Source organism: Stutzerimonas stutzeri (assembly GCF_000219605.1).
Taxonomy (GTDB): domain Bacteria; phylum Pseudomonadota; class Gammaproteobacteria; order Pseudomonadales; family Pseudomonadaceae; genus Stutzerimonas; species Stutzerimonas stutzeri.
This window is the reverse complement of the sequence record NC_015740.1, coordinates 1,246,963-1,271,786: the sequence shown is the minus strand read 5'-3', so window position 1 is coordinate 1,271,786 and position 24,824 is coordinate 1,246,963. Positions and strand designations below refer to the sequence as shown.

At 64.6% G+C, this 24,824-nt stretch carries 21 protein-coding genes; 5 read left to right on the top strand and 16 right to left on the bottom strand.

The window, feature by feature from the left end; translation table 11 throughout:
• The first annotated feature begins 27 nt into the window (after window positions 1-27).
• From PSTAB_RS06025 to PSTAB_RS06005, 5 genes are all read left to right on the top strand, one after another.
• Window positions 28-1,014 carry an AAA family ATPase gene (locus PSTAB_RS06025; RefSeq protein WP_003141003.1) on the top strand — a complete coding sequence of 329 codons (987 nt, stop codon included), beginning with the start codon at window positions 28-30 and terminating at the stop codon, window positions 1,012-1,014.
• 164 nt (window positions 1,015-1,178) lie between these two features.
• Window positions 1,179-3,371, top strand: coding sequence for a S8 family peptidase (locus tag PSTAB_RS06020; protein WP_013982134.1), 2,193 nt, complete (start codon window positions 1,179-1,181; stop codon window positions 3,369-3,371).
• A 17-nt stretch (window positions 3,372-3,388) separates the two neighbouring features.
• The gene (locus PSTAB_RS06015; protein ID WP_013982133.1) at window positions 3,389-5,071 is read left to right on the top strand and encodes a site-specific DNA-methyltransferase; all 1,683 of its coding nucleotides are present in this window, start codon (window positions 3,389-3,391) and stop codon (window positions 5,069-5,071) included.
• A complete protein-coding gene (locus PSTAB_RS06010; RefSeq protein ID WP_013982132.1) occupies window positions 5,071-7,809 on the top strand; it encodes a DEAD/DEAH box helicase in 2,739 nt (912 codons plus the stop codon). Before PSTAB_RS06015 ends, PSTAB_RS06010 begins: the two co-directional genes overlap by 1 nt.
• A gap of 110 nt (window positions 7,810-7,919) precedes the next feature.
• A complete protein-coding gene (locus PSTAB_RS06005) occupies window positions 7,920-10,547 on the top strand; it encodes an AAA family ATPase (protein WP_003141007.1) in 2,628 nt (875 codons plus the stop codon).
• 45 nt (window positions 10,548-10,592) lie between these two features.
• Here the strand turns inward: PSTAB_RS06005 and PSTAB_RS06000 are convergent, their stop codons facing one another.
• The 16 genes from PSTAB_RS06000 to PSTAB_RS05925 form a co-directional block, all read right to left on the bottom strand.
• On the bottom strand, window positions 10,593-11,342 hold the full coding sequence (locus PSTAB_RS06000) for a TIGR03747 family integrating conjugative element membrane protein (RefSeq protein ID WP_011829970.1): 750 nt from the start codon (window positions 11,340-11,342) through the stop codon (window positions 10,593-10,595).
• A complete protein-coding gene (gene traD / locus PSTAB_RS05995) occupies window positions 11,339-13,495 on the bottom strand; it encodes a type IV conjugative transfer system coupling protein TraD (protein WP_003141010.1) in 2,157 nt (718 codons plus the stop codon). Before traD ends, PSTAB_RS06000 begins: the two co-directional genes overlap by 4 nt.
• Before the next feature lie 8 nt (window positions 13,496-13,503).
• The gene (locus PSTAB_RS05990; protein ID WP_003141015.1) at window positions 13,504-14,037 is read right to left on the bottom strand and encodes an integrating conjugative element protein; all 534 of its coding nucleotides are present in this window, start codon (window positions 14,035-14,037) and stop codon (window positions 13,504-13,506) included.
• Window positions 14,034-14,654 carry a lysozyme family protein gene (locus tag PSTAB_RS05985; RefSeq protein WP_013982131.1) on the bottom strand — a complete coding sequence of 207 codons (621 nt, stop codon included), beginning with the start codon at window positions 14,652-14,654 and terminating at the stop codon, window positions 14,034-14,036. The genes PSTAB_RS05990 and PSTAB_RS05985 overlap by 4 nt, the downstream gene beginning before the upstream one ends.
• Window positions 14,639-15,358 (bottom strand): TIGR03759 family integrating conjugative element protein, encoded by a 720-nt coding sequence (locus PSTAB_RS05980; RefSeq protein WP_013982130.1) that lies wholly within the window; start codon window positions 15,356-15,358, stop codon window positions 14,639-14,641. Before PSTAB_RS05980 ends, PSTAB_RS05985 begins: the two co-directional genes overlap by 16 nt.
• A gap of 9 nt (window positions 15,359-15,367) precedes the next feature.
• A complete protein-coding gene (locus PSTAB_RS05975; protein ID WP_013982129.1) occupies window positions 15,368-16,015 on the bottom strand; it encodes a hypothetical protein in 648 nt (215 codons plus the stop codon).
• Window positions 16,012-16,581 carry a PFGI-1 class ICE element type IV pilus protein PilL2 gene (gene pilL2 / locus PSTAB_RS05970; protein ID WP_013982128.1) on the bottom strand — a complete coding sequence of 190 codons (570 nt, stop codon included), beginning with the start codon at window positions 16,579-16,581 and terminating at the stop codon, window positions 16,012-16,014. Before pilL2 ends, PSTAB_RS05975 begins: the two co-directional genes overlap by 4 nt.
• A gap of 198 nt (window positions 16,582-16,779) precedes the next feature.
• Window positions 16,780-19,053 carry a helicase-related protein gene (locus PSTAB_RS05965; RefSeq protein ID WP_013982127.1) on the bottom strand — a complete coding sequence of 758 codons (2,274 nt, stop codon included), beginning with the start codon at window positions 19,051-19,053 and terminating at the stop codon, window positions 16,780-16,782.
• A gap of 99 nt (window positions 19,054-19,152) precedes the next feature.
• A complete protein-coding gene (locus tag PSTAB_RS05960; RefSeq protein WP_023124349.1) occupies window positions 19,153-19,458 on the bottom strand; it encodes a hypothetical protein in 306 nt (101 codons plus the stop codon).
• Window positions 19,459-19,559: 101 nt separating this feature from the next.
• Window positions 19,560-20,669: a DUF6094 domain-containing protein gene (locus PSTAB_RS05955; protein WP_013982125.1), complete on the bottom strand. Its 1,110-nt coding sequence runs from the start codon at window positions 20,667-20,669 to the stop codon at window positions 19,560-19,562.
• A 65-nt stretch (window positions 20,670-20,734) separates the two neighbouring features.
• Window positions 20,735-21,385, bottom strand: coding sequence for a hypothetical protein (locus PSTAB_RS05950; RefSeq protein ID WP_013982124.1), 651 nt, complete (start codon window positions 21,383-21,385; stop codon window positions 20,735-20,737).
• 84 nt (window positions 21,386-21,469) lie between these two features.
• Window positions 21,470-21,835: a hypothetical protein gene (locus PSTAB_RS05945; protein ID WP_013982123.1), complete on the bottom strand. Its 366-nt coding sequence runs from the start codon at window positions 21,833-21,835 to the stop codon at window positions 21,470-21,472.
• Between the two features lie 89 nt (window positions 21,836-21,924).
• Window positions 21,925-22,536 (bottom strand): DUF3275 family protein, encoded by a 612-nt coding sequence (locus tag PSTAB_RS05940; protein ID WP_010792165.1) that lies wholly within the window; start codon window positions 22,534-22,536, stop codon window positions 21,925-21,927.
• Between the two features lie 55 nt (window positions 22,537-22,591).
• The gene (locus tag PSTAB_RS05935; protein ID WP_013982122.1) at window positions 22,592-23,143 is read right to left on the bottom strand and encodes an STY4534 family ICE replication protein; all 552 of its coding nucleotides are present in this window, start codon (window positions 23,141-23,143) and stop codon (window positions 22,592-22,594) included.
• Window positions 23,144-23,486: 343 nt separating this feature from the next.
• The gene (locus tag PSTAB_RS05930; RefSeq protein WP_029578154.1) at window positions 23,487-23,852 is read right to left on the bottom strand and encodes a DUF3085 domain-containing protein; all 366 of its coding nucleotides are present in this window, start codon (window positions 23,850-23,852) and stop codon (window positions 23,487-23,489) included.
• A gap of 65 nt (window positions 23,853-23,917) precedes the next feature.
• Window positions 23,918-24,715 carry a hypothetical protein gene (locus PSTAB_RS05925; RefSeq protein WP_013982120.1) on the bottom strand — a complete coding sequence of 266 codons (798 nt, stop codon included), beginning with the start codon at window positions 24,713-24,715 and terminating at the stop codon, window positions 23,918-23,920.
• Between the last annotated feature and the right edge of the window lie 109 nt (window positions 24,716-24,824).

The following is a 24,824-nucleotide window of genomic DNA, read 5'->3' as shown; positions in this document are numbered from 1 at the left end:
CGTGCCAAGAATTGAGGAGAGCGAGATATGGCTAGCGGAAAATTACTGCGGCAACTCATCAAATCGGGAACGCAAGGCGATGCTTCGGGCTTTCGCGCGGCGTCCGAGGCAGTGATCAAAGAGGAGCGCGAGAAGAACCATCATCTGCTCGCAAATGACCTTGAGCGTTTACTTTACGGCGATCAGGCAACGGTCGGGAAGAGTGCGCGGAAGCTGCAAAGTTTGCCCAGCGTGCCGACAAATAAAGACAACGGCCTTGCGCTACTAGAAGAGCGTGCCGTGATTCGAGAGGAGAAAGACATCATTCTCTCGGATGCTTCGCAGTCGGCACTCGATGAAATCCTGATGGAGCACAACCGGACGGACGTGCTTCGATCCTATGGCCTGCAACCCGCGCAGAAGCTGTTGTTTTGCGGGCCTCCCGGCTGCGGCAAGACGCTGGCCGCCGAAGTCATCGCGCATTCCCTGTCCATGCCGCTCATCCTCGTTCGGCTGGACTCGGTCATCTCGTCGTTTCTGGGAGAGACGGCCGCCAATTTGCGCAAAGTGTTCGATTACGTCGCAACGCATCCCGTGGTCGCATTGTTCGATGAATTCGACGCCCTGACCAAGGATCGTGGCGACAGCGCCGATCATGGTGAGCTCAAACGCTCCGTAAATGCCGTCTTGCAGATGATGGACGGTTATCGAGGCGAGAGCATCCTGATCGCCACCACCAACTACGAAACCTTATTGGACAAGGCGGTTTGGCGACGCTTCGATGAGGTTGTGCGCTTCGAGATGCCGAATCTGGAGCAGATCAAACGCTTGTTAGCTCTGAAACTCTCCGGTGTCCGCCGCAATTTCGAGCCTGACGATGGCCAGGTGGCATCCGTGTTTAAGGGCATGTCGCACGCCGACATCGAGCGGGTTCTTCGGCGCTCCGTCAAGGAAATGATCCTGTCCGGCCGGGAGTTCCTGGAGAAAAGCCACCTCGATACCGCGCTTGCCCGTGAGTATCGTCATAAGAGTTAAGGGATGGAGGGGGAGGCATGGCCTATGAACACTTGCGCTTGGAGCGAGAAGCGCCCTCAACGGAGCGCCATCCGAGGCGTCATCCGGGAATTCGCCCTCCTGCCGATCCGAGAGCGCATGGTGCCGCGTTAGCCGGGCGGCTCGACCAAGCGCGGCAACGTGCGATGGCAGAGGACGTCGGCGGGTTCGACGACCGTAAGCTGCTCAAGATTCGGCTGCGCGCGGGCGACAAGAGCGTGCCCGCCTTCGATGCCATTCCTGGCGTGGAGATTGTCAGCCAGGAAGATGAATCCATCGTGCTGGCATTCGCCACTGATGACGGCTTGAGCGAGTTCGAGAGCCGCCTGGCCACCCTTGCACGTGATGGCGTTGTTACACGCAAGGAACTGTTCTACGTCATCGAAGACTTCGACCACTGGACACCCCAGGACCGTACCGGCGCGGCCTTGCTTGAGCAAGGATTTCCAGCCGCGCCAACCTTCATGCTCGATGTCGAACTATGGCCCCAGGAGCGACAGGACAAGCGCCAGCAAATGGTGCGTGCCTTTCTCGACTGGTTGCATGCACAAGGCATTGAGCGGCTGGACGACATCCAGCAACCCTCGCTCGTCATGGTCCGTGTGCGCTGCAACGGTGCGCAGGCCGAGCAGATCTTGCACCATCGCGATGTGCGCACTGCCGACCTGCCGCCCCGCTTGGGTGTGGCCGTACAACTGCTTCATACCGACATCAACCAATTTCCTCCGATCGATCCCCCTTCTGACGATGCTCCGTCCATTGCCGTGCTGGATTCAGGCTTGACGCGCGGACATTCGTTGCTCGGTGCAGCGGTCGGCGACGCGCAGGGCTACCTCGCACCGCATCGCAGTGCGGATGACACCGATCCCCACTGGCACGGCACCTTCGTCGGCGGGCTTGCGTTGTACGGCGATGTCCATAGCGCTATTCAGCAAGGGCAGTTCGTCCCGCAGCTTCGCCTGTTCTCCGGCAAAGTGTTCGAAGACGACGGACAAGACCAAACTGAGTTCGTCGAAAAGGCGGTCGAGGAAGCCGTGCGCGAACTGCATGCGCAATACGGCTGCCGGGTCTTCAACCTAAGCTATGGCGACCTGAACAAGGTCTACGATGGCCGTCATGTGCGCGGGCTCGCCTACACGCTGGATCGGCTGACGCGTGAGCTGGGGGTCCTGTTTGTAGTACCAGCGGGCAATTTGTTGTCATCCCAGTTGCCAGCCGATACACGCGCGAGTTACCCGGACTACCTGTTCGAAGGCCACGCCCGCCTGCTGGACCCCGCCACATCGCTCAACGCGCTGACCGTTGGCGGCTTGAGCCTGAATGAGGCCACACGCAATGCACAGCGCCATCCCAACACGATTGAAGACCACGTGTTGGCACGGGCGGAGCAGCCGTTTCCATTGACTCGCAGCGGCCCTTCTGCCAGCGGCGCCATCAAGCCCGACGTGGTCGCGCATGCCGGCAACATCGCCTTGCGGCGCACTGGAGGGGGCACAGACCATGCCGGTCTGGGCGTGGTGTCGCTCAACGGCGGCTTTGCTTCGGGCCCGGCGTTCAAGGAAGACATTGGCACCAGCTACGCCGCACCCCAAGTCGCCCACCAAGCCGCGCGGCTACTGGCCGAAGTGCCCGACGCCTCGCCCAACCTGCTGCGCGCACTGATCGGCGCCCATGCCCGTTGGCCGCAAGCCTGCGAAGCGCTGTTGAACCCCGGCAACAATGCCGAAGGCCGCGACAAACTCCTGCGCCTCGTCGGGTATGGGCGCGTGGACGATACAGCGCTGTTCCGCTCGCTTGATCACACCGTCACCCTGCTGGCCGAAGAGCGCGTCGGCAACGACCAGCACCACTTCTTCGAATTACCTTTACCAGACAGCTTTTGGGATGGTGGCCGCCGCGCCCGTGAGGTGACCGTCGCGCTCGCCTACAGCCCTGCCGTGCGCACCACGCGGCTGGACTACCGCAGGGCCAAACTGTGGTTCCACCTGGTGACGGCTGGCAGCCTGGATGAGGTCACCCAAGCCTACCGCCGCAATCGGGAAGAAGGCATGGGCGAACGTGCCAACGGCCGCTGGCTACCCAACGATGCCCGCAAGAACGGCACCTTGCAGGTCTCCCGATGGCGCTTCAAGCAGGCGCTGGCCAATGGCCACAAGGTGTTCGTCGTGGTCACCCGACAAGACAGCGCATGGTCGCAAGACGAGCACAAAGCCGAGGCGGAACCCTATGCCATCGCCGTGGTGCTGGCTGACCGCGAGCAGGCCAACGCCCAGCTCTATGCGCAAGTACGGGCGGCGCTGCAAGCCCGCGCCCAAGTACGTGCGCGTGCCCGAATCTGAAAGACAGGAACCTCTTGATGAGCAAACAAAAACTCGAACTCACCTGGATCGGCAAGGAGAAGCGGCCCAAGCTGGAGCCGCGTATCCTGCTGGAAGATCCGGAAAAGTCGTATCACGCCAAGCATCGCGTGACGGACAACGACATCTTCGACAACCGGCTGATCTTCGGTGACAACCTGCTGGCGCTGAAGGCCTTGGAACAGGAATTCTCCGGCAAGGTGAAGTGTGTATTTATTGATCCGCCGTACAACACTGGCAGTGCATTCAAGCATTACGACGACGGCCTGGAGCATTCGATCTGGCTCGGTTTGATGCGTGATCGTCTGGAAATCATTCGGCGCTTGCTATCTGAAGATGGTTCACTGTGGATCACGATTGACGATAATGAAGCGCACTACCTCAAGGTTCTGTGCGACGAGATTTTCGGCCGCGCCAACTTTTTAGCTTGCTCGATTTGGAATCACAGCGTTCAATCTAAGGGGTATAGCGGGAAGTTTTCTGTTCACCATAACTACGTCCTTGTTTATCAAAGAACCCCTTCTTTTCAGCTGAAGGATTTGCCACGAGAAGACGCGCATAACGTCAATTATTCCAATCCCGACAATGATCCGCGCGGCCCTTGGCGTTCGGGAGATGTGAGAAACTCGCTCGTCCGACCCAACTTGATGTATGACATCAAGACTCCAAGCGGAAAGGTTATTAAGCATCCTCCAAAAGGGTGGCGTTTTAGTCGCGAGACTTTCGAGAAGGAGCTTGCTGAAGGAAAAATCAAATTTTCCAGTGACGAAACTCGAATTATCCGGAAGATCTATTTGGCGGACCAAGAAGGTCGCGTCCCGGAAACTATTTGGTTTGCTCAAGATGTAGGAACTACACGCGAAGCAAATGGTGAGGTTCGGGCGTTCGTTGAGGGTGATTTCTTTGATACACCTAAGCCAGAGCGATTGCTTGAGCGCGTCTTAATGCTTGCGACCAACCCCGGTGATCTTGTGCTTGATTCCTTCGCTGGTTCCGGCACCACCGGCGCTGTCGCTCACAAAATGGGCCGTCGCTGGATCATGGTGGAGCTGGGCGAGCATTGCCATACGCACATCATCCCGCGCCTTAAAAAGGTGATTGACGGCGAGGACAAGGGTGGCATCACCGAGAGCGTGGGTTGGCAAGGCGGCGGCGGCTTCCGCTATTACCGCCTTGCCCCCAGCCTGATCGTCAACGACCGCTGGGGCAACCCGGTCATCAATCCGGAGTACAACGCGGCGATGCTGGCCGAGGCGCTGGCCAAGCTGGAGGGCTTTACCTACGCGCCGTCGGAAATGCACTGGTGGCAGCATGGCCATTCCAGCGAGCGAGACTTCATTTACGTCACCACGCAGAACCTCTCCGCAGAACAGTTGCAGGCTCTGGCCGATGAAGTCGGTCCGGAGCGCAGCCTGCTGGTGTGCTGCGCGGCTTTCCATGGCGTTACCGCGACCAAGGCGGCGGAGCGCTGGCCGAACCTGACGCTGAAGAAGATTCCGAAGATGGTGCTGGCCCGTTGCGAATGGGGGCGTGACGACTACAGCCTGAACGTGGCGAACCTGCCGATGGCCAAGCCTGATCCCGTTGAGCCTTCGGCTCAGGCTGAAACGAGCAGAAAAAAAAGTAGAAAAGCGTCGGCTGAGGATGCGAGCCAAGGCGCGTTGTTTGGGGAGGATGAATGATGAACAGCCGCGTTCTGCACGCCGTGACCGGCCGCCTGTCGCTGCGGCCGCCGCAGGAGGAGTCGCTGAAGCGGCTGGCGCACGCCATTGGGGCCGCGCCCGAGCTGTTGAGCCACGATCGGGAGGTGGGAGCCATTCTTTCCACGCTGAAGGCGGAGTTCCCCACGCTGGAGGACTTCGAGCGTGACTTTCCCTCGCTGTGCTTCGCGCTGGCCACGGGCGTGGGCAAGACCCGCCTGATGGGCGCGTTCATTGCCTACCTGCATCTGGCGCACGGCATCAACAACTTCTTTGTGCTGGCGCCCAACCTGACCATCTACAACAAGCTGATCACGGATTTCACGCCCAATACGCCTAAGTACGTGTTCAAGGGGATCGCCGAATTCGCGCAGCAACCGCCGCTGATCATCACGGGCGACAACTACGACCAGACCGGCGCGGCAGTGGACGATCAGTCCATGGGCTTTGCCCACGACGTGCGCATCAACATCTTCAATATCTCCAAGATCAACTCCGAGGTGCGCGGCGGCAAGGAGCCTCGCATCAAGCGAATGCGCGAGGTGCTGGGCGACAGCTACTTCAACCACCTGGCGAACCTGCCCGATCTTGTGCTGCTGATGGACGAATCGCACCGCTACCGCGCCAGCGCGGGCGTGCGCGCCATCAATGACCTGAAACCGCTGTTCGGACTGGAAGTGACGGCGACGCCCTTCGTGGAGTCGAGCCGAGGGCCGGTGCCGTTCAAAAACGTGGTGATGGACTACCCGCTGGCGCGGGCAATGGAGGACGGCTTCGTCAAGGAGCCGGCCGTGGTCACCCAGCGCAACTTCGACGCCAAGGCGCACACGCCCGAGGAGATCGAGAAGACCAAACTGGAAGACGGTGTGCGCCTGCACGAGACCACCAAGGTCGAGCTGCTCACCTACGCCCGCGAGAACGGCGTCAAGCCGGTCAAGCCCTTCATGCTCGTCATCGCGCGCGATACCACGCACGCGGGGCAGCTCTTGGCGCTTCTGGAGTCGGAAGCCTTCTACGAGGGGCGCTACCAGGGCAAGGTGATTCAGGTCGATTCCAGCCGTACCGGCGCGGAGGAAGAGGAGATGATCACGCGCCTGCTAGCCGTGGAGAGCGTGGACGAGCCGACCGAGATCGTGATTCACGTCAACATGCTCAAGGAAGGCTGGGACGTGACCAACCTCTATACCATCGTACCGCTGCGCGCCGCCAATGCCCGCACGTTGATCGAACAGTCCATCGGGCGCGGCCTGCGTCTGCCCTACGGCAAGCGCACGGGCGTCGCGTCCGTGGATCGCTTGAACATCGTCGCGCACGACAAGTTCCAGGAAATCATCGACGAGGCCAACCGCGGCGACTCGCCCATCCGCCTGAAGCAGGTCATCCTCGATGCGCCGAGCGCCGACGACAAGAAGGTCAGCGTGCAGGTCGAGTCCGGGGCAGCGGCGCGTCTCGGTTTGACGGAAGCACCGGTCGTGGTCACAGGGGCTTCAGCCACTGACAGTGGAGCGGAAGTCCCGGTGCCCAAACCGGTGTTCACCACGGAGGCAGAGAAGCAGGCTGCGCGCGTGGTCATGGACGTGATCGGCAAGTACGAGGTCAGGCGCGATCTGGTGCCCACCAGCAGCGCGCTGCTGAAACCCGAAGTGCAGAAGGAAATCCTCGCGGAGGTGGCGGAGCGGTTGAAGCCGTTGCAAGGCGAATTGCTGGCGGGCGTGGATGAATCAGTTCCCGCACTTGACTTGTCCGCCGTGGTGGCGAAGACCACCGAGATCGTGGTGCAGCAGACCATCGACATCCCGCGCATCGCAGTGGTGCCGACTGGCGAGGTCACGACCGGCTTCCACGCCTTCAAGCTGGATGTGAGCCAGCTCCATCTCCAGCCGGGCCAGCGTGAGATCGTCGGGCAGATGCTGCGCACCAACGAGCAGTTCACCTTGGCCGCCGAGGTCGGGCTCAAGGAGCAGCGCCCGGAGGACTACATCGTCCACGCGCTGGTGGACTTCGACGACATCGACTACTTCACCCACGCCGATCTGCTCTACGACCTCGCGGGCCAGATGGTGCAACACCTGCGCGGCTATCTGTCCGAGGACGAGGCCATCAGCGTCCTCGATCGTGACCGCCGCCTGATCGCACGGGAAATCCACGCGCAGATGATGACCCACTTCTGGGAGGAGGCGACCGAGTACGAGGTGCAAGTCAGTCGCGGCTTCACCGAACTCAAGCCGTGCAACTACACCGCCACGGCAGGCCAGACGGCCCACCACTTCCGGGAGACCGTGACCGAGACCAGTCGCATCAAGCAAATGCTCTTCGGTGGCTTCGCGCGTTGTCTGTACCCGCTGCAGAAGTTCGACTCGGATACCGAGCGGCGCTTCGCCATCATTCTGGAGCGCGACGCCTTGAAGTGGTTCAAGCCCGCGAAGGGGCAGTTCCAGATCTACTACAAGCTCGGCACCGAGCAGCCGGAGTACATCCCCGACTTCGTGGCCGAGACGGACGCGACCATCTTCATGGTGGAGACCAAGGCACGCGCCGACATCAACACCCAGGAGGTTCAGGCCAAGGCCGCTGCCGCCCTGCGGTGGTGCAAGCACGCATCCGATCATGCGGCGAACGTAGGCACCAAGCCCTGGAAGTACCTGCTGGTGCCCCATGACGAAGTCAGCGAGTCGAAACAGCTCGCGGATTACCTGCGCTTTGAGGTCAAGGCTAATTGAGTTGCCATCGATCGATTACGGTGAGCAAGAGCGATTCCGGCAAGGCACCCAGGCGGCGGGAAATCGCCGCTTCATGGGCATGATGAATCGGCAGGGAAGAGGAACAAGAAATGCAGAAGCCCGCCGCACAGCAGAAGACCGTCCTGGAAACGATTCTGGACTGGTCAAAGGATCGTCCACTCTGGCAGCGTGACGCCCTGCGCCGCATCATCGCAAACGGCCGTCTGACGGACGCCGATATCGGCGAACTCGTGGACCTTTGCAAACAGGGCAAAGGTGCCCCCGTAGGCGCGCTGAAAGCGGTACCGCTGGAGAAGGCCCACCTTCCGGCCAACCCCGGTCAGACCGCGGCGGTATCGCTTCTGTCGATCGCCGACGTGACCGGCGTGAACAACCTTGCCGCCGGTCAAACCCTCGGCTTCGAGCCGAATGGAATCACGATCATCTACGGCGACAACGGTGCGGGCAAGTCCGGCTACGCAAGAATCCTGAAGCGCGCATGTCGTGCAAGGCATGCCGGAAAGATTGAACCCAATGTGTATGCCGATCAGCCCCCTAAGCGCGTCGGCGCGAACATCGCGTACGGGGTCGGCGGTGTGCCGCAGCCGGTCGAACAGTGGCAGAACGGCGCAAATCCGCATGCAACGCTGTCAGCGGTGAGCGTGTTCGATAGCGACTGCGCCTCAGTGCATATCCGCGAGAAGAACGAAGTTGCATTCCGGCCCTTTGGCCTGGACGTACCGGATGAGCTTGCTGCAGCCTGCCAGGCGGTGAAGGACGCCCTCGCAGCTGAGCAGAAGCAGCTTGAGAAGGCCCGCAATCCGATCTTTGCGGCGCCGACCTGGAAGGCCACCACGGCCGTGGGGAAGGCGCTTGCCGCGCTGAATGCCAACACAGACGCAAAGAAGATCGAAGCGCTGGCGGCGCTTTCGGCAGACGAAAGCGCCCGTCTTGAGCGTCTGCGTGAAGACCTGTCGAAGAATCCGGCCAAGGCAGCGGCGGAACAGACCGTCAAAGCCGACAACGTCATGCGGCTGATTACCGCGGTAAACAGCGTTGCAGCCAGAACCACCGATGAGGAACTGCTGGCGGCCGCTGCCCTCGCCAGGGACGCACGGTCGAAACGGGACGCTGCACGTCTTGCCGCGGAGAAGGCCTTCACGGGCGAACCCCTTGCCGGCGTCGGCGGCGAGACGTGGCGGGCACTTTGGGAATCCGCCCGACGCTACTCGACGGAGATCGCATACCCTGGACAGCCGTTTCCGCCGTCGGCAGAAGACGCGCATTGCATGCTTTGCCAGCAGCCATTGGAAGCTGAGGCACGTGCACGGATGGCACGCTTCGAGGATTTCATCCAGAAGGACACGGAACAGCTGGCACGCGAGGCAGAGAAGGCAGCTCAGGCCGCACGTCAGACCATAGCTGGCGGGGCAATCGGCACGCGGGCGGTGAAGGCCAGTCTTGACGAGCTGGGCCTCCAGAATGAAGTGCTGCAGCAGCAGACGCGCCGCTTCATCGCCGCAGCCCGGCTGCGGCGCCACGTGCTGCTCAAAGCCCTGGGCGGAAACGGCGAGGTACAGCTTCCGTCCGTTCCACCGTCGCCGCTGCCTGATCTCAGCCTGCTTCAGACCACGATCCGCAACTACGCCGCCGAGCTGCGCAAGTCCGCTGACGCGGATGAACGTAAGAAGCTCGAAGCCGATTTCGCCGAGCTGAGCGACCGGGCGCTGCTCGCCGGCATGCTGCCGGTCGTCACTGACGAAATCCAGCGGCTGAAGACCATCCGGTTTCTGACCGAGTGTGCGGGCGACACGGCGACGAACACAATCACCAAGATGGGCAATGACATTGCCGACACCGTGATTACGCCTCGGCTGCGCGACAGATTTCAGGAAGAGATTGTCAGGCTTGCGGCGTCGAAGGTTCGCGTCGAAATCGTGCGCTCCGGCGGCAAGTACGGCTCACCGCAGTATCAGGTGCGCCTCTTCGCCAAGCCGGATGCCAAGGTCCACGAAATCCTGAGCGAAGGGGAAAAGACCTGCGTGGCGCTGGCCGCCTTCATGACCGAGCTTGCCACCGCGATGCACCGCTCTGCTCTGGTCTTCGATGACCCGGTGTCCTCGTTGGACCATCGCTGGCGTGGGCAGGTGGCCAAGCGTCTCGTGGAAGAAGCGGAAAACCGTCAGGTCATCGTCTTCACGCATGATTTGGTGTTCGTGAACGATCTGAATGACCACGCGACGAAGACCGGGCGGGCAGTGCGACTCACGACGCTCAGTCGTGGCGCCGCGGGAGCCGGTATGGTGGCCGACGGCCTGCCCTGGAAGGCCCAGAGCGTCGAAGATCGCATCGACAAGCTGGAGAAGGCGGCACGTGCGGCAAAGCTGCTGCATGACAACAACCAGGAAGACGAGTACGCCGTTGAGGTGGCAAAGCTCTACAACGCGCTGCGCGCCACATGGGAGCGCGGCCTGGAGGACATCGCTTTCGTCCGCGTTATTCAACGCCACAGGGACTACATCAACGCCAAGGACCTGAAGAAGGTCAGTGCGCTCACCGAGGCTGACTGCGATGCTTTCGCCGCCGGATTCAAGAAGTGCTGCGACATTGTTGACGCACACGATCCATCCAGCGGTAGGAATGCCGCGCCGCCACCACCTACTGATCTCTTTCAGGACATTCAGGCTTTGAAGGACTGGGCCGCGTCTCTGCGAGACAGGCAAAAGAAGATTGCTTGAAACGTATTTGCTATGGCTTCGTTCACCTGACCTGGCGCAGGGCAGCTACAGATACTTCTTGAACGTCGCCGCCGCAATGCACACCGCCACGCCGAGCAATGCGGCACTGGGCAGCAGGATCAGCAGCGGGTTCACGCTGACCGGCAGTGCCAGGTAAGTCACCCACGGCAGCACGGCCAGCGGGATCAGGCTGGCCCTGGCGCGGTGATAGATGAACCCCGACTCGCGTCCCGCGCCGAAGCGGCGGATGTCCCGGCGCACCAGGCCGTCGACCAGCCCGACGAAGGCGGCCATCAGGAACAGCGGCAGGGTCAGGCACAGCACCAGCAGCCGCACGAGGAAGACCAGCGTCGTATAGGCCGCCGCGATCAGGTAGCTCTCCACGTTCACATAGACCAAGCCGATGTAGTAGCGGAAATCCTTGGTCGGACGATGGCTGCCGGCGCTGGCCTGCGCCGAGGCGTCGCGTATCCAGTCCAGCAGACCGCTTTTCACGAACAGCCAGTCGTAGCCCTGCTCGACCAGCCGGTGCGCGGTGCGCCCCGGCTCCTGCACCAGCGCGCTGCGGGTGAAATGCGTGGAAAGCTGATCCAGCTCGTAGTGCAGCATGCCCTGCGCGTGGCGCCAGCCCTGCTCGGGCCAGAAGAAGTGCATGCCGACGCATTCGATCAGGATGCACAGCAGCAGCGCGCCGCACAGCACGCCGAAGAAGCGGAACGGCAGCGTGACCAGGCTGGCGATCAGGCCTTGCTGTCGTTGCTGCTGGCGCTGTGCCGCGACGGCCGGATCGCTCATGCTTCGGCCTCTTCAGCCGCGGCCATCTGCTTGAAGTCGTCCAGCAGGTCGTCGGGCAGCGCCTTGTCCTGCAGGCCGGGGATGCCTTGGTTCTCCCACCAGTCTCCTGCCTCGACGTAGTGCTGCCGCATGTAGCCGGCCAGCTCCTGCAGATCCTTCGGCATGGCTTCGTCGGGGTCGGGCGCAGGCAGCGGCATGCGGACTTTCCAGAGGTTGCCGCCCTCGGTCAGCGCGAAGCACTGCCCCTTGGGCAGCGCCACCACATGCGCCGGCTCGATCAACGGCACGCTGTTGCTGCTGATGCGGTCCTGGGTGTTGGACGTGAACGCGGTATTGCCGTGCGGATCGGAGCTGTCGGTGGCGCCGCTCATCAGCGCCGTGGCGTACACCTCGACCTTGGGCAGTTGTCGCGTCAGCAGCTCGGCGGTGGCGGTCTCGCGCACGCGCAGCATGAACAGGTTGTTGAAGTTGCCGACCACCTGGCCGGCCTTGGCACGATTGCCGATGCGGGCCTCGATGTCGCTCAAGGTCTGCGTGTAGGCCGTCACCTGCACGCCGGCACCGCCGCCCTTGTTGACCATCGGAATGAACTCGTCGCCCATGAGTTCGTTGAATTCGTCGGCGTGGACGTTGATCGGAATCTTGGCGCCCGCCGCGGCGCCGGGCAGCCCGTCGTCGACGCCGAACTTGTAGATGTGGCCGGCGACCGAGACCAGATCGCTGAACATCGAGTTGCCCACCGCCGCCGCGACTTCGGCGTCGGACAGCGCATCCAGCCCCACGTAGACCACCGCGCGTTTGCGGATGACCTGCATCCAGTCGAAGATCGGCCGCGGGTCGGACAGGTCGGAATAGTTCGGTGCGAGCAGTTGCGCGATCTTGCCGGTGGTGAGCTTCTCCAGCAGCGGCAGCAGCGAAGCGACGATCTTGTCGAAGTAGGTCCGGTCGTAGCGCACGGCGCTGCGCAGGCCGTCGAGCACCGGGTCATAGATGCGCACTTGGGACAGGTACTGTTCGAGGGCCACCACGCGCTTCTCGCGCCCGATCATGTTGCGCGGGATGTTCTTCTCGTTCAGCTTCGCTTCGAGCTGGACGATGACCTCCCAGGCCTTCGGCTCGTTCTTGGCGAAGTAGTGCTGGGCGTACTCGATGAACAGCGCGTCGATGTTGATGACGTGGCGCTGGATCAGCAGGTAGTCCGGCCGCTGCCCCAGCTCGACCAGGGCGCGCGCGATGATGTTGACGAAGCGCCAGGCGAATTCGCGGAACGCGGCGCTGTTGCCTTCGCCGGAGAGCTGCCCGGCGATCCGCGTGGCCACCTCGGAGATCCGCCCGAACCGGCCCACGGCGTTGTAGCGCGCCGAGATGTCCGGCCAGCCCAGATGGAAGACGTAGAACTCGCCTTCGCGCCCGGCGCGCTTGGCCTCGACGTACATGCGCTTCAACAGGTCCGCATCGCCCTTGGGGTCGAAGACGATCACCACCTCGTGCTCGCCGCGGACCTTGCGGCGGATGTCCTGGGTGATGAACAGCTCGGCCAGCCGCGTCTTGCCCACGCGCGTGGTGCCCAGCACCAGGGTGTGGCCGACGCGCTCGCCCAGCGGCAGGGTGACGTCGACCTCGGCAGGTTCGATGCCATGCAGGCGTGGCAGTCCGCCGACCGACGGCAGTGGTCGCGCCGGGTTGAGCGGGCTGTCCCAGGCCAACGCGCGCGCCAGCGTCGAGACGGGAAACGGCGCGAACTCAAGCCGCTCCTCCAGCCGCCGGGCGGCCCGGTAGATCGCCGTCGGCTCGACGTAGCGGCGGAACTCCGGCCGATAGGTCTGCATCAGCCGGTGCGTGTGCCGCTGTTCCCAGCGAAAGCCCTGGCCGACGAACAGCCGTTGCTGACTCACCGGCACGTCGCGGCTGGTCATCACGTAGCGCGGCAGGCGGCGGATGTTGCGGCGATAGCGCAGGATCGCCCAGGCATCGCGCAGGCGAATCGCGCCGAAGGTCAGGAAGGCCAGCGCCGAGCCCAGGCCGAGCAGCGGGTTCAGCGCGAGCGACCACGGTGCCACCAGGCACAGAATCGCGGCGCCGGTGCAGACCGCCACGGTATAAAGCTCCACCGCTGGCCGCAGCAAGACCTCGACCGCATGCGGTTGGGCCATTTGCGCACCTACTGCTCGACACCGGTGGCCGTGATGAGCACCGGGTAGTGGCGCAGGCCCAGGCGCTGGGCCAGATCATCGCCGGAGGCCGGCGACAGGATCAGGCCGGGCGCCAGCCTGCGCAGCGCCGTCAGCGCAGCCATCGACTCCACGTTGACCACCAGGCCCACGGCCTGCAGCTCTCGCAGCGCCGCCTGCCGCTGCCGCAGCCAGGCGCGCGAACGCTCGTCGTCGCCGATCAGGAACAGCGCCGTCAGGCCCGGCGCCCGGATGACGCGGCGCTGCACCTCGCCCGGCGACAGTTGCGTCGAGCGCACCGGCAGCATGGCGGCTTCGGCGTCGGCCGTGTTGCCCGCGCGAGGGGTCGGCATCGGGGCCGGCGGCGTGGCCTGATCCGGCTGAGGATTCAGCGACTGGTAGTACGGCAGCGCGGAGTCGCCGCCGCGGTCTTCGACGACGATCAGCGGCCCGGAGACGGTCTGGGCGAAGATGGTGGTCGTGGACAGCAGCCCGATGGCGGCGATGAGGACGGTGTGGTTCATGGCGTGGTGGCCTGGAGAGTTGGAACGGGAACGCCGGGGTCGAGTACGCGGGTCAGGTGCCGATGCACACTGCGCCGGTATCGCGCCGCGGGTGCCCCGCCGGCGGGCCGGTGGTAGCGGCCGATGGCAAGCAGCCAGTCCTCGCCCGGCGTGTGCTGTTCGCGCAGGATTTCCGCAGCGATGGCGAGGTTGCGGTACGGGTCCAGCAGCTCGCAGGGCTGCGTGTAGCGATGCGTGTGGTAGCCGAGATTGACCTGGCCGAGGCCGGCGTCGATGCGATTGGCCGGCGTGTGGGCGAGCGCACGGTGCAGCCCCGCGCAGGCCTCGACGCGGGTGGCGTAGCGCTGTGGCGAGCCGGCGACGTTGAGCGTCCACGGCCAGGGGATCAGGCGCCCGCGCAGCATGGCGCCGCTCTCCTGCAAGGCCACCGCGTACAGCACGGCCGCCGGCACGTCTGCACGATGCGCCGCCAGTTGATAGGCCGGCGGCGGCACTTCCCGCGCCAGGGCGGCCAGCGCCCAGCCGACGGTGGTGAGCAGCAGCGCGGCGCTGGTGCAGCGGATGGCGACGCGGGACGGCCGGTGCTCCCGGCCCGGAGCACCTATTGCCGCTGCCATTGGCCGTTCACCTCGCGCACCACGGCCGGCAGATCGCCGGGCAGGCCGAGCGACAGCCAGCGTCCCGCATCGTGGTTGAGCGTGATGGTGCGGGCGCGCACCCTGGCCGGGTCGATGCCCGCCTGGGTGGCCCACTGCCGGATGCGCGCGTCGTCCTGACGGCTGCCGACCATGTAGAGATCGAAGGCCGTGCCGGCCGCCTGCAACTGCTGCACGCGCTGCGCGCACGGTGCGCAGTCGGCCTTGACGAAGACCGCCAGGCGCCCGGAGCCGGTGTTGCCGGCACCCTGCGCCTTGGCGCCGGGCAGGCTCACGCGCGGCTGGCCGGGAAACAGGCGCTGCCACGCCGCGTCGTAGGCGCGCTGGTAGGCCAGCGTCTTGCCGACGCGCTGGGCCTCGGCCTGCACCTGCAACTCCGCGTAGCGCCTGCGCTCCTCGTCGCTGCGGGCCTCGATGCCCAGCGCCGTGAGCGGATCGAGCTGGGGCGAATAGACCCCGAGCGGCCCCTGCATCAGTTGCCGGTAACGCGCCCACTCCTCGGAGCGAAGCCCCCACTCCCGCGCCTGCCTCTCGTCGAGCGCGGCATCAGCGCCCGGCTGCACTTGAGCGGGCACCATGCGCGAGTTCGTCACCGGGGCCGGTTGGGCGGATGCGCCGAAAGTGGCGAACAGGACGACGGCAGCGAGCAACGGCCGCAGGTTCATGGCGACCTCCTACGGCACCGCAACGCGCTGCGTCTGGCCGTTCACCTGGAACACGCCCGCCTGCGCCTCGATGGACTGCAGTTGCCAGCCGCCCTCGGCGTCGCCCTCGCGCAGCAGCCGGGCGCCCGCGAGCGAGGCCGCGGCGGTGGAGGTGATCGACAGAAAGCGCTCGCCTCCCCGCAGCTCCACGCCGAGCACCCGGAACGGCGGCTCCGGCACCTTGGGCTTCGTCGCAACCGGAGTGCGCGGGCGAGCGGCGGATGCCACCTGCCGGGTTTTCTCCAGGCGGGTTTCGATTGCGTTCACGCGCGCCTGCAGCGTCTGCAGGTCGACGGCCAGGGCCCTCGTCTCGTCGGCCTCTTCGAGGCGCGCCATCCGCTCGTCCAGCGCCTGCCGCGCGGTGGCGAATTCGGCCTGGCTGATCGGCACCGGCCGGCGCTTGTCCGCATCGGCCTGTCGTTCGAGATCGGCCACGCGCAGGCCCAGCGCCTTGACCTGCGCATCCTGTGCGCTGCTCTGGGTCTGTTCGGTGAGCCGCGACAGGCCGACGCTGTTGATGAGTGCCACGGCACTGATGAGCAGCAGCCAGAAGGCCGCGGCGACCTTGAGCCAGCGCGTGCGGGAATTGCGCTCGGATGGCGCTTGGGGAAAGGTCATGGCTGCAGCTCCTCGGGCCGGTCGGCGTCCGGCACGGGCGTGGCGGTGCCGGGCGGGTTGGCGGAAAGGAAGGTGGGAGCACCGTGCCGGCTGAAGCAGACCTGGCGGGTCAAGTCATCGACCGACAGCTCCCAGGCGGGGCCGGCAAGGGTCAGCAAGGCATCGCGCAGCATCAGCGGGCCCAGGCGCAGGTGTGCGGCAGGCAGCGGCAGCGCGTAGAGCGTGGCGGCTTCGACCGCATCGCAGAGCCGGTAGCCCGAGCGCAGGAGCACATGGCGCATGGCATCGCCCACGCTGGCATCGAGCATGGGCGGAATCGAGACCTCCACCGCCTGCTGCAAGAGATCACGCTGCGCAGGTTCCGGCACCAGCTCGACCAGGGTGTAGCGGCCGTAGCGGGCCACCGGAACGAAACCCGGCTCCGGCGCGACGGCGGTTGGCGATGCGGCCGGCACCGCTGCCGCAGACGACGCGGCGGTCGTGGCGCAGCCGGCGGCCAACAGGCTGCCGGCCAGCAAGCCAGCGGCGAGGGCCAGGCGGTGAACAGCGCGGATGGATGGTTGCATGGAGGGCGCTTCCCTGGAACACGGAGCGCTCACCATCGCCGCCGCTTGGCCTGCGGGCAGCAAACAAAACGCACTGACGCCCGCCCGAATACATGGCTGGGCAGCGCCATGGACTGTCATACGCCCAAGAAAAACGGCCCCGAAGGGCCGTGGAAAGAAGCCGGCGACCCCGAGGGGCCACCGGCATGGGCACATGGATCAGACCGTGACAAGCTGCCGGGCCAGTGCGACCTCGACGGAATCACCATCCTGGTTCAGAACATCCAGGCCCGACTCGGGTACGTCTCCCGACGTGCTTTGCGAGACCATGATCTTCCTGGCCATCAACCCCAGGCAGGTCATCTGCGAGGAGTTGGCATAGCCCAGGTAGATCACGCGCACCGGCTGCTTCTGGCCGATGCGCCATGAGCGCCGGGCGGCCTGCTGCAGCGAATACACGTTGTAGCCGGACTGGAGGAACACGATGGTCGGGAACTCCAGCAGGTCCAGGCCGGTTTTCACCAGCTCGGGATTGGTGATGAGCACGTCGATGCCACGGTCCAACTGCTCGGCGATCCAGTCTTCGCGGCGGGAGGCATCCACGCTCGCGCGCAGTACCGCCACCTTGAAGCCTTCCTGCTCCAGCAGCACCTTCAAACGCGACGTGGTATCGCGCGTGCCGGTGTAGACCGAATAGACCAGGGTCTTGCGACCTTCTGCTTTCTCCTGCTTGCAGATCTCGATCAGCTCGCGTTCCTTGGGCATCACCTCCAGCTCGTTGAACTGAGCCGGGACGAAGGCCAAGGTGTTGCGCGTGCGCGGATGCACCACCGTTTCCGACCGGAAGCAGCAGTCCGGCCAGGCCAGCAGCACGTTGAGGACCACACCGAGCAGCGTCGTGTCGCGCTTCGCCAGGGCCTGCTTCAGCTCCTGGGTCAGGCGACCCGCCAGATCGCGGTAGGCCGCGGCTTGCGCCGTGTCCATCGCGACTTCGCGGAACTCCTCGTCGTAGGGCGGCAGCACGTTGCCACCGATGTCCTTCAACTTGAGGAAGACCGTGAACGGCAGGACGCAACGCAGTACGCCCTTGGGACCGAAACCCGGCGCCTTGACCGTGCGCACCGATACCTTGGTGCCCTTGGCCGTCTTGTGCGCCGTGCCGGTGCTCTCGGAGTAGATGTCCTTCAAGACACCGTGATCGCGCATGAACGCCATCGCGGCCGAGGTCATGCTGCCGCTCTTCGTCGGCCGGTAGCCGTCTTCGATCATCCGCCCCGGCAGGGCGCGGAACAGCAGGTGGAACAGGTCGTCGCCGTAGCCGCCCATCAGCGTGCCGGTGAGCAATAGCGTCTTGCGCGCCTTGGCCGCCAACACCCCCATGGCCTGGCCCTGTGCGGAGCCGCCGTTCTTGTACTCGTGCGCCTCGTCGGCGATGAGCAGGTCGAACGTGCCTTGGGGAAGCTGCCTCTTGATGAACTCGGACGGCTGGTAGCCGCCCTCGCCGAAGCCGAACTCCATGTTGGCCATCGCGCGTTCCATCCGGTGGGCTTGCCGGTCCGAGAAGACCAGCTCGCCGTTGCCATCCATCAGGTTGATGAACTCGTGGATGTTGTCCCCGAGCATCGACGCGAGGAAGGCGTCACCGAACTTCTGCATCAGCTTCTGCGCGGTGACTTCGCCAATGGTTGGAATGCGCTTCAGTGCCTTGAGCACGGTCGAGGACTGGTCGCTGGCGGACAGGCCTCTGGGACGGATCAACGACCACAGCGGTGCACGGCAGTGGCTGCACTTGCGGCGGGACTCCTCGGCTTCGAGCGCGACCGGGTTGATCGGCTCGCCGTCGAGGTCGGTGATGACATGCCCGCAATCCGGGCAGGCCCCCACGTCGCCGTGAGGCGTGCGCCGCCGAACGAAGACAGGCTTCCAGTGGAACCCCATCCGCATCCGCACGCGGCCCAGGACGAAGAACTCCTGGCCCTGGGCCGGCACGCCCAACTGCTCGCGCAGTTTCAGCAGCTTGACCAGCGTGTCCGGGCCATTGAGCACCCAGACCTTGGCACCGGCCACCGTCTCCTGGATTTCGCGCCGCCACTTGTAGACCAAGTGGGGTGGCGAGAGCACCAGGGTGCGGCGGTAGCCCTCGGCGTTGAGCACGGCGGCCGTGGCGATGCCGACGGTCGTCTTGCCGCAACCCATCTCGCCATTGACGATCGCGGCGCGTTCGCCGCGGTCTACCAGTAGCTCGGTGACGGCATGGACCACATCGGCTTGCGCCGGGAACAGCTTGCGCTTGAGCGCGGCGAGGATCAGTTGCCTATGCACCCGCACCTGGCCAGTGTAGACCGGAGGATTGGCGCGGTTCAGCGAATCGAGCAACTCGTCGCCGAACTCCGATACGAAGTCCTGCAGGCTGAGCGTGAGGGGTGAAGCAGCCGTTTCGAGCAGGTCGCCCTGCACAGCGGTTTCGGGAACGGTTTCGAGATCGAGGGACATGGTGATGCTCCAAAGCAATGGGGCATGCACCTCCCCCACGGGGCGGTGACATGCCCCTGGGTGGGAAGAAAGAAGCGGCGCGAGGCCGCTGGATGTGGATCAGTATTCGCTGGGCAACAGCAGCGTGGTGACGCTGCGATCCCATTCGGTGATGATCCAGAGCTTCAGGTCGCGCGTGACCTGGTAGGACGAGAACAGACGATCCTCGCCGGACTTCAGCGCGGCGTCGTTCTGCCGCCGATCGCTGTCGTCCAGGTCGCCCCAATCGCCATGAAGATGGCGGCGCAGGTACGGCGAGGGGTTGAGCCGGCCCTGTCGGACCAGCTCGTCGACGCCGGCGGTCATGACCACCTGCCCTGGCGAAAAGCGTGCTTGTGACGCGAGGTTGAGGACTGCGAGTGCCATGGTGGTTTCTCCTTCTGGAAGAAGGGGCCACGGCACCCCATCGGGGCAACGTGACCCCGGTGGGTGGATGAAAGCGACGGCGAACCGTCAGGGAACAGCGATCAGCGGATGGTCAGCACTTCGCCCCACGTAGGCGAGCCCAGCGTCAAGTCCCATGCACGAATGACCGGCACGAACTTGTCGGTGAGGATGCGCGTCTCGGCCACGGAGCCGTCGTCGCGTTCGGTGTATTCCGTCTGGAGGGTCTTCTCCTTGTGGGTATCACCTTTGACGACGAGCACGCGCCCGCTCTTGGACTTCACTACGCCAGAGATCGCGCCTGCGGCCAAGGCCAAGGCGAGATGCCAGTGCGACAAGGCCCGCGCGGGCGGACGCAGCGATTGCTGCGCGGCGCCCAGGTGCGTATCGAGCGCCGGCCAGAGACCTTGCAGCCGGCCGACTTCATCGGCGAACTGCTCGGGCTCCATCGTCACGCGATAGAAGTGCTCCGGCTCGGCCGGGCTGGCAGGGACGGTGTACGGCAGGAACGGCCATTCGAGCGGCAGTTCCTCGGCTTCGGCGTCACCCTGTCCAATCTGCAGCAGCAGACCGCGGGTGGCCTTGACCGAATCCGATGCCTGGTCGCGCTGACGAATCCTGCGACCGAAGATCACCACCTGCTTGAACTGCGTTTCCACCGCACGGTAGATGCGCAGGTCGGCGAAGTGGCGCGTCAGCCATCCGACCAGCTCGGCGTCGAGCACGTAGGACGGCACGATGAAGATCAGCACGCCACCGTACTGCAGCAGCGGCAGCGCGCGCTGATAGAACAGCTTTTCCAGCCGCGCACGGCCCTGGCCTTGATAGCCGATGTTGCCGTTCACGTCCTTGCTCAGGTCGCCATACGGCGGGTTCAGCCACAGCAGCCCGAATGACTGGCGCGAGATCAGCGTGTCCATCAGGTCACCGTGGATGCAGCGATCGACCAGTTGCCGCGCGTGGCGGGCACGCTCGGCGTCGTACTCGACGACGAAGGCCTGGACCTGCTCGCGCCCGAGGGCGTGGGCGGCTTCGGCAATCGCCACGCCTTCGCCGGCGCAGGGATCGAGGATGGACATGGAGCCGGGAGACGGCGCCAGTGCGGACAAGGCCCGCTCCAGCGTCGGCTCGTCGGTGGGAAAGTAGCCGTTACGAATGAAATTGCGCGCCAGGCGCGGAAACATGAGTGCCATGGATTTCTCCTGGTGATGGATGAGGGAAGGCGGGCACGCGCGGCGCGCATGCCAGTGGGGATGGCTCACGCCACACGCCGAAGCGGTGCGTTCGCGGCCAGTTCGTACTGCGTGGCACCGAGGGTGCCGTTGCGGATCAGCTCGCCCAGCGCCTTCGTCAGTGCCGGGACATCAAGGGCCAGCCGAAGGCCTTCCAGCGGCCCGAGGGCCAAGGGAAGACCGGTCAGCATCCGCCGTGTCTGCAACAGCTCCAGCACGGTGTCGCGCCAGTGGTCGAGCAGTGGCAGCGGGCAGGTGTCCTGCACCAGCGTCCACAGCCGGTCGAGCCGGTGAGCGGAATCCCTGGGCAGAAGCGCCAGCGCGCTGGCGTTGGCCTTGTCTGGCTTCACGCAGCGACGATCGAACAGCCACACATTCGTCAGCGAACCGAACAGCGTTCGCCGATAGGCGCGGGTGATGCGCTTTTCCAGGTTCTCGACGTTGCCGACGAAGACCGGGATGGATGCGCCCTGCTCGGTGATGACGTGGAACTGATCCAGTCCCTGTTCATCCCGGCCGAGGGTCAGGCGGGCGAGGAACTCCTGAACGGCGGTGTCGCGCGCCCAGATCGAGAGAAAGACGAGATTGCCCTGCTCGTCACCGACGCAACCGTCGGCCATGAGGTCGGGGCATTCGTCGATGCGGTACAGCGGTTTCGCGGAAGAAGGTGCAGGCATGGTGATGTCCTCTTGGAAAAGAAGGAGCAACCACAGCCCGCGGGGCCGTGCTCGCCCCGGTTGGGTGAAGGAAGATGCGTGCCGCTAGACAGCGCGTCCCGCGTGGAAGCGGTGAACCCGCTCGCGCCACTCGGAGCTTTGCACCGGCGCCATGTCGAGATAGCGCAGCGGGCACGAGTAGTAGTACGGATGCACGGACTCATCGAGGGACTTGTAGCCCCAATCGCCGCCCGAGCTTTCCAGCAGATGGCAGCCGATGTAGCAGACGGACTCACCGGCCGCGAGGCCCATGACGCCCGCCTGCCTGGCGGTGACGCGAACCACGGTCCACAGAACGTCGCCGTCCAGCGTGTGGTCGATGACTTCGCAGCAAGCGCGTTCGGACGCCTGCGGAGCGAGCAGCTCGCGGATCAACTGATCGCGCGTCTGACGAACGAAGGTCCAGCCCATGAGGGTCTCCTTGAAGAAAAGGCCGGAGCCCTCCCCGTCGGGGGAGAACCCCGGCGGGTGGCGGAATGCCGCGCAAGGCGGCGGATGGATCAGGCAGCTTGGAGGTGCCAGTCCTGGGACAGCGGAGCGAACTCGTAGCCCAGCTTGTCGAGACGGTCGCGCTGCTGACGCAGCACACGACGATCCACGGTCGCATCGAGCTTTACGGTCTCGCCCAGGGGCCACAAGGCACCGAACAGCGCCGCGTCGTCTGCCTCGGCCGAGGCCGCAGCGGACACGGGAGCCGGTTCGCTGCCGAACGGCGTGGTATCGACCAGGGGATCGCGCGGACTGCGCGGCTTCGCCTTCGGCTTGGCCGGGGGCGTTGCCGGCGCGGGCGCCTGCGCTTCCTCGTCGATTGGATCGACTTCCTGCGGACTCAGCCGGCGGGCTTCGTCGCGGCTCAGGGCGTCGATGTTGGACAGTGTCATCCCGCCCAGATGGGCGCGGATCTCGATGACCATGCGGCCGTTGGCGTTGTACGTGGAGGGACGAATCTCGACGATGACGAAATCACCGTCGTACTTGCCCTCGCGGTACTGATCGAGTTCGGCGTTCTTCACGACGAACTCGCCGATCGAGGTCGCCAGGCGGCCGACGTTGAAGTCGCCGTTCCTGCCGTGGATGGTCTTGATGGCCAGTTGGCCGGGGATGGTGATCATGAAGGTCTCCTGCGGACGAAGAGAAGACAAGGCCCCGGGGATGGGGCCTTGCGGATCAGAACGACTCGGCAACTGCCAATGCGGGGGCATCGGCTGCGTCGTCGGCAGCATCGGCGACGGGCTTGGAAGGCTCCGGTGCCGAGGCTTGCTGCGCAGCGGTCGCGTCGGACGTCACAGGGACTTCCGGCTCCCGCTCGTCGGTCTCGGTCGGCTTGGGTTCGGCCTTGTAGACGAGCTTGCCGTCGACCTTGATCCAACTGACGAACAGCAGGCGGGCCTTGAGGCTCACCCCCTGCTCGCCGGCACGCTTGCCCTTGGAGTAGGTGAAGGTGTCGGTCCACAGGTCGCCCAGGCGGAAGCCGATCATCACCTTCTTCTCGGCGTCGACCGCCTGAATGCAGCGGCGCACCAGGTGCTGCGCTTCCGAACCCGATACGCGCGTGTCGAAACGCACATACGAGACGTCATCGCTGGGACCGTTCAGAGCCGCGATGTCGCAGGCCAGGAACGCATCGCCTTTCTTGGGCTTCACTTCGCGGATGCGATTGAGATACCCGAGGCCGGTGATGTGCAGATCGAAGTAGGACTTTTCGGTGGAAGTGGTCATGGTGAATCTCCTGAGAACAATGAGGCGGAGACACACCCGACCCAGGCGGGGAAGGTGTGGAACCCCCGCGTGGGTTGATGGAACAGCTTGGTGGCATCGCCATCGAAAACCGATGGCCGTTCGCGCATGGATGCCGGTGCGAACTGTGGTGATCAACGCGGTCGGAACCGCGTCGCAGCCTTGAAGATCGTGGCTGCCTGGGCATGTCGCTGACGGACGTCAGCGGAACATGGCCGGAAGCGTGGCGCCGGGACGGCGCGCAGGCGAGCGGCAATCGGCACTCGCGGCTGTCCGCATTGCCGGGAAGAAAGAGGCCCCCGGAGCGGGGGCCAGGGATGGGCGGTCAGTTACCGCTGGGCGTGGGAGGAACCGCCTGCAGCGACAGGTGTGTCGCGGTGGCGGACACGTCGAGGTCGTCCTCGCTGCGCAGGATGCGCGCAAACACGCCCTCCTGCGGATCGAAGAACTCGCCGAAGTCGTCGCCACCGAACTCGGCACGCGCCAGTTCCCACCAGTCGTCGAAGGCATCGACATCCGGGTTGCAACCGGCGGCATAGGCGATGGTCTTCTGGCGACCATCGGGTCGGCGCTCGCCGCACTCGGCCAGAAAGTACACGCCCTGATCCTTGACCAGGATGACGCGGCATTGATTCGCCACCGCTTCGGCGAGCACGGGCCGCAGCTCCGTGCCTTTGAATCGAACAGTCATGAGTGTGATCTCCAGGGGGCAGGAAAAACGGCTTCCCGCCGCGAGGGCGGGAAGCTGCTGTGAGATCAGTGCCGGATAGCCTTACGACACGACAGGCACTGCACGCGGATGCGCCGCCAACTCCCGTCGTCGATCAGCCGTTCCAGCGTCTCGCCGAGGGTGTCGAAGAACACCTCATCGACCCGTTCGATCAGCTCGCCGTCGCGGCGCAGCTCCACCGCGTAGAGATCGAGGCCACGCTCATACAGCACGGTGACGCGACCGTGGAACTTCGTCGTGGCGACGGTGAAGCCGATGGCCGGCGGTGTGCGGATGATGTCGGCGGGCAGCGGATCGACCCAGGTGATGTCCCGCGCGCCGGCATCCACCAGCATGTGGGTGACGCGCCGGAAACCGTCGGGAGCGGGCAACTGCTCCAGTTGGTTGACCAGTTCCTGCAGCTCGGGGCAGCGAGGCTTGGGAATCGGCAGCTTCGCCGGTGCGGACCCGAGCACCAACCGCTTCACCGTGTAGGGCTGGCCGTCGGCGGTGAACTCGGTCTGCTCCTCGGGCGTGTCCGCTCGCTGACCGTCGAAGCGGCGTCTGACATAGGGTTCGACCTGCACCTTGGCGCCCTCGTCGGGCACCTCAGTCACGAGCGTGCGATCGAGCACCGCGAACTCGGCTCGCCCCGTCTTGACGACGATGGCCTCGTCGGTGGTGGCGATGACCTTGCCCTCGAAAGGCTTCGGGTCGATGTGAAAGCCCAGCGTCGAAACCTTGGGCTGGCCGTCGAAGATGTTGAACTTGAACGAACGGACGTTGGAAGGCACATGACCGACAACAAGCGTTGGCATCTGTGCACGGATGGCTTGGGTATCCATGGGGAGACTCCTTGTGGCAACCAAGGGACTCCCGCCCGCAAGGGAGGTCTGTCCCTTGAGGGTGAGGTGGATGGACGCGGGTGCGCCCGGAGAACGAAGCAACCAGCAC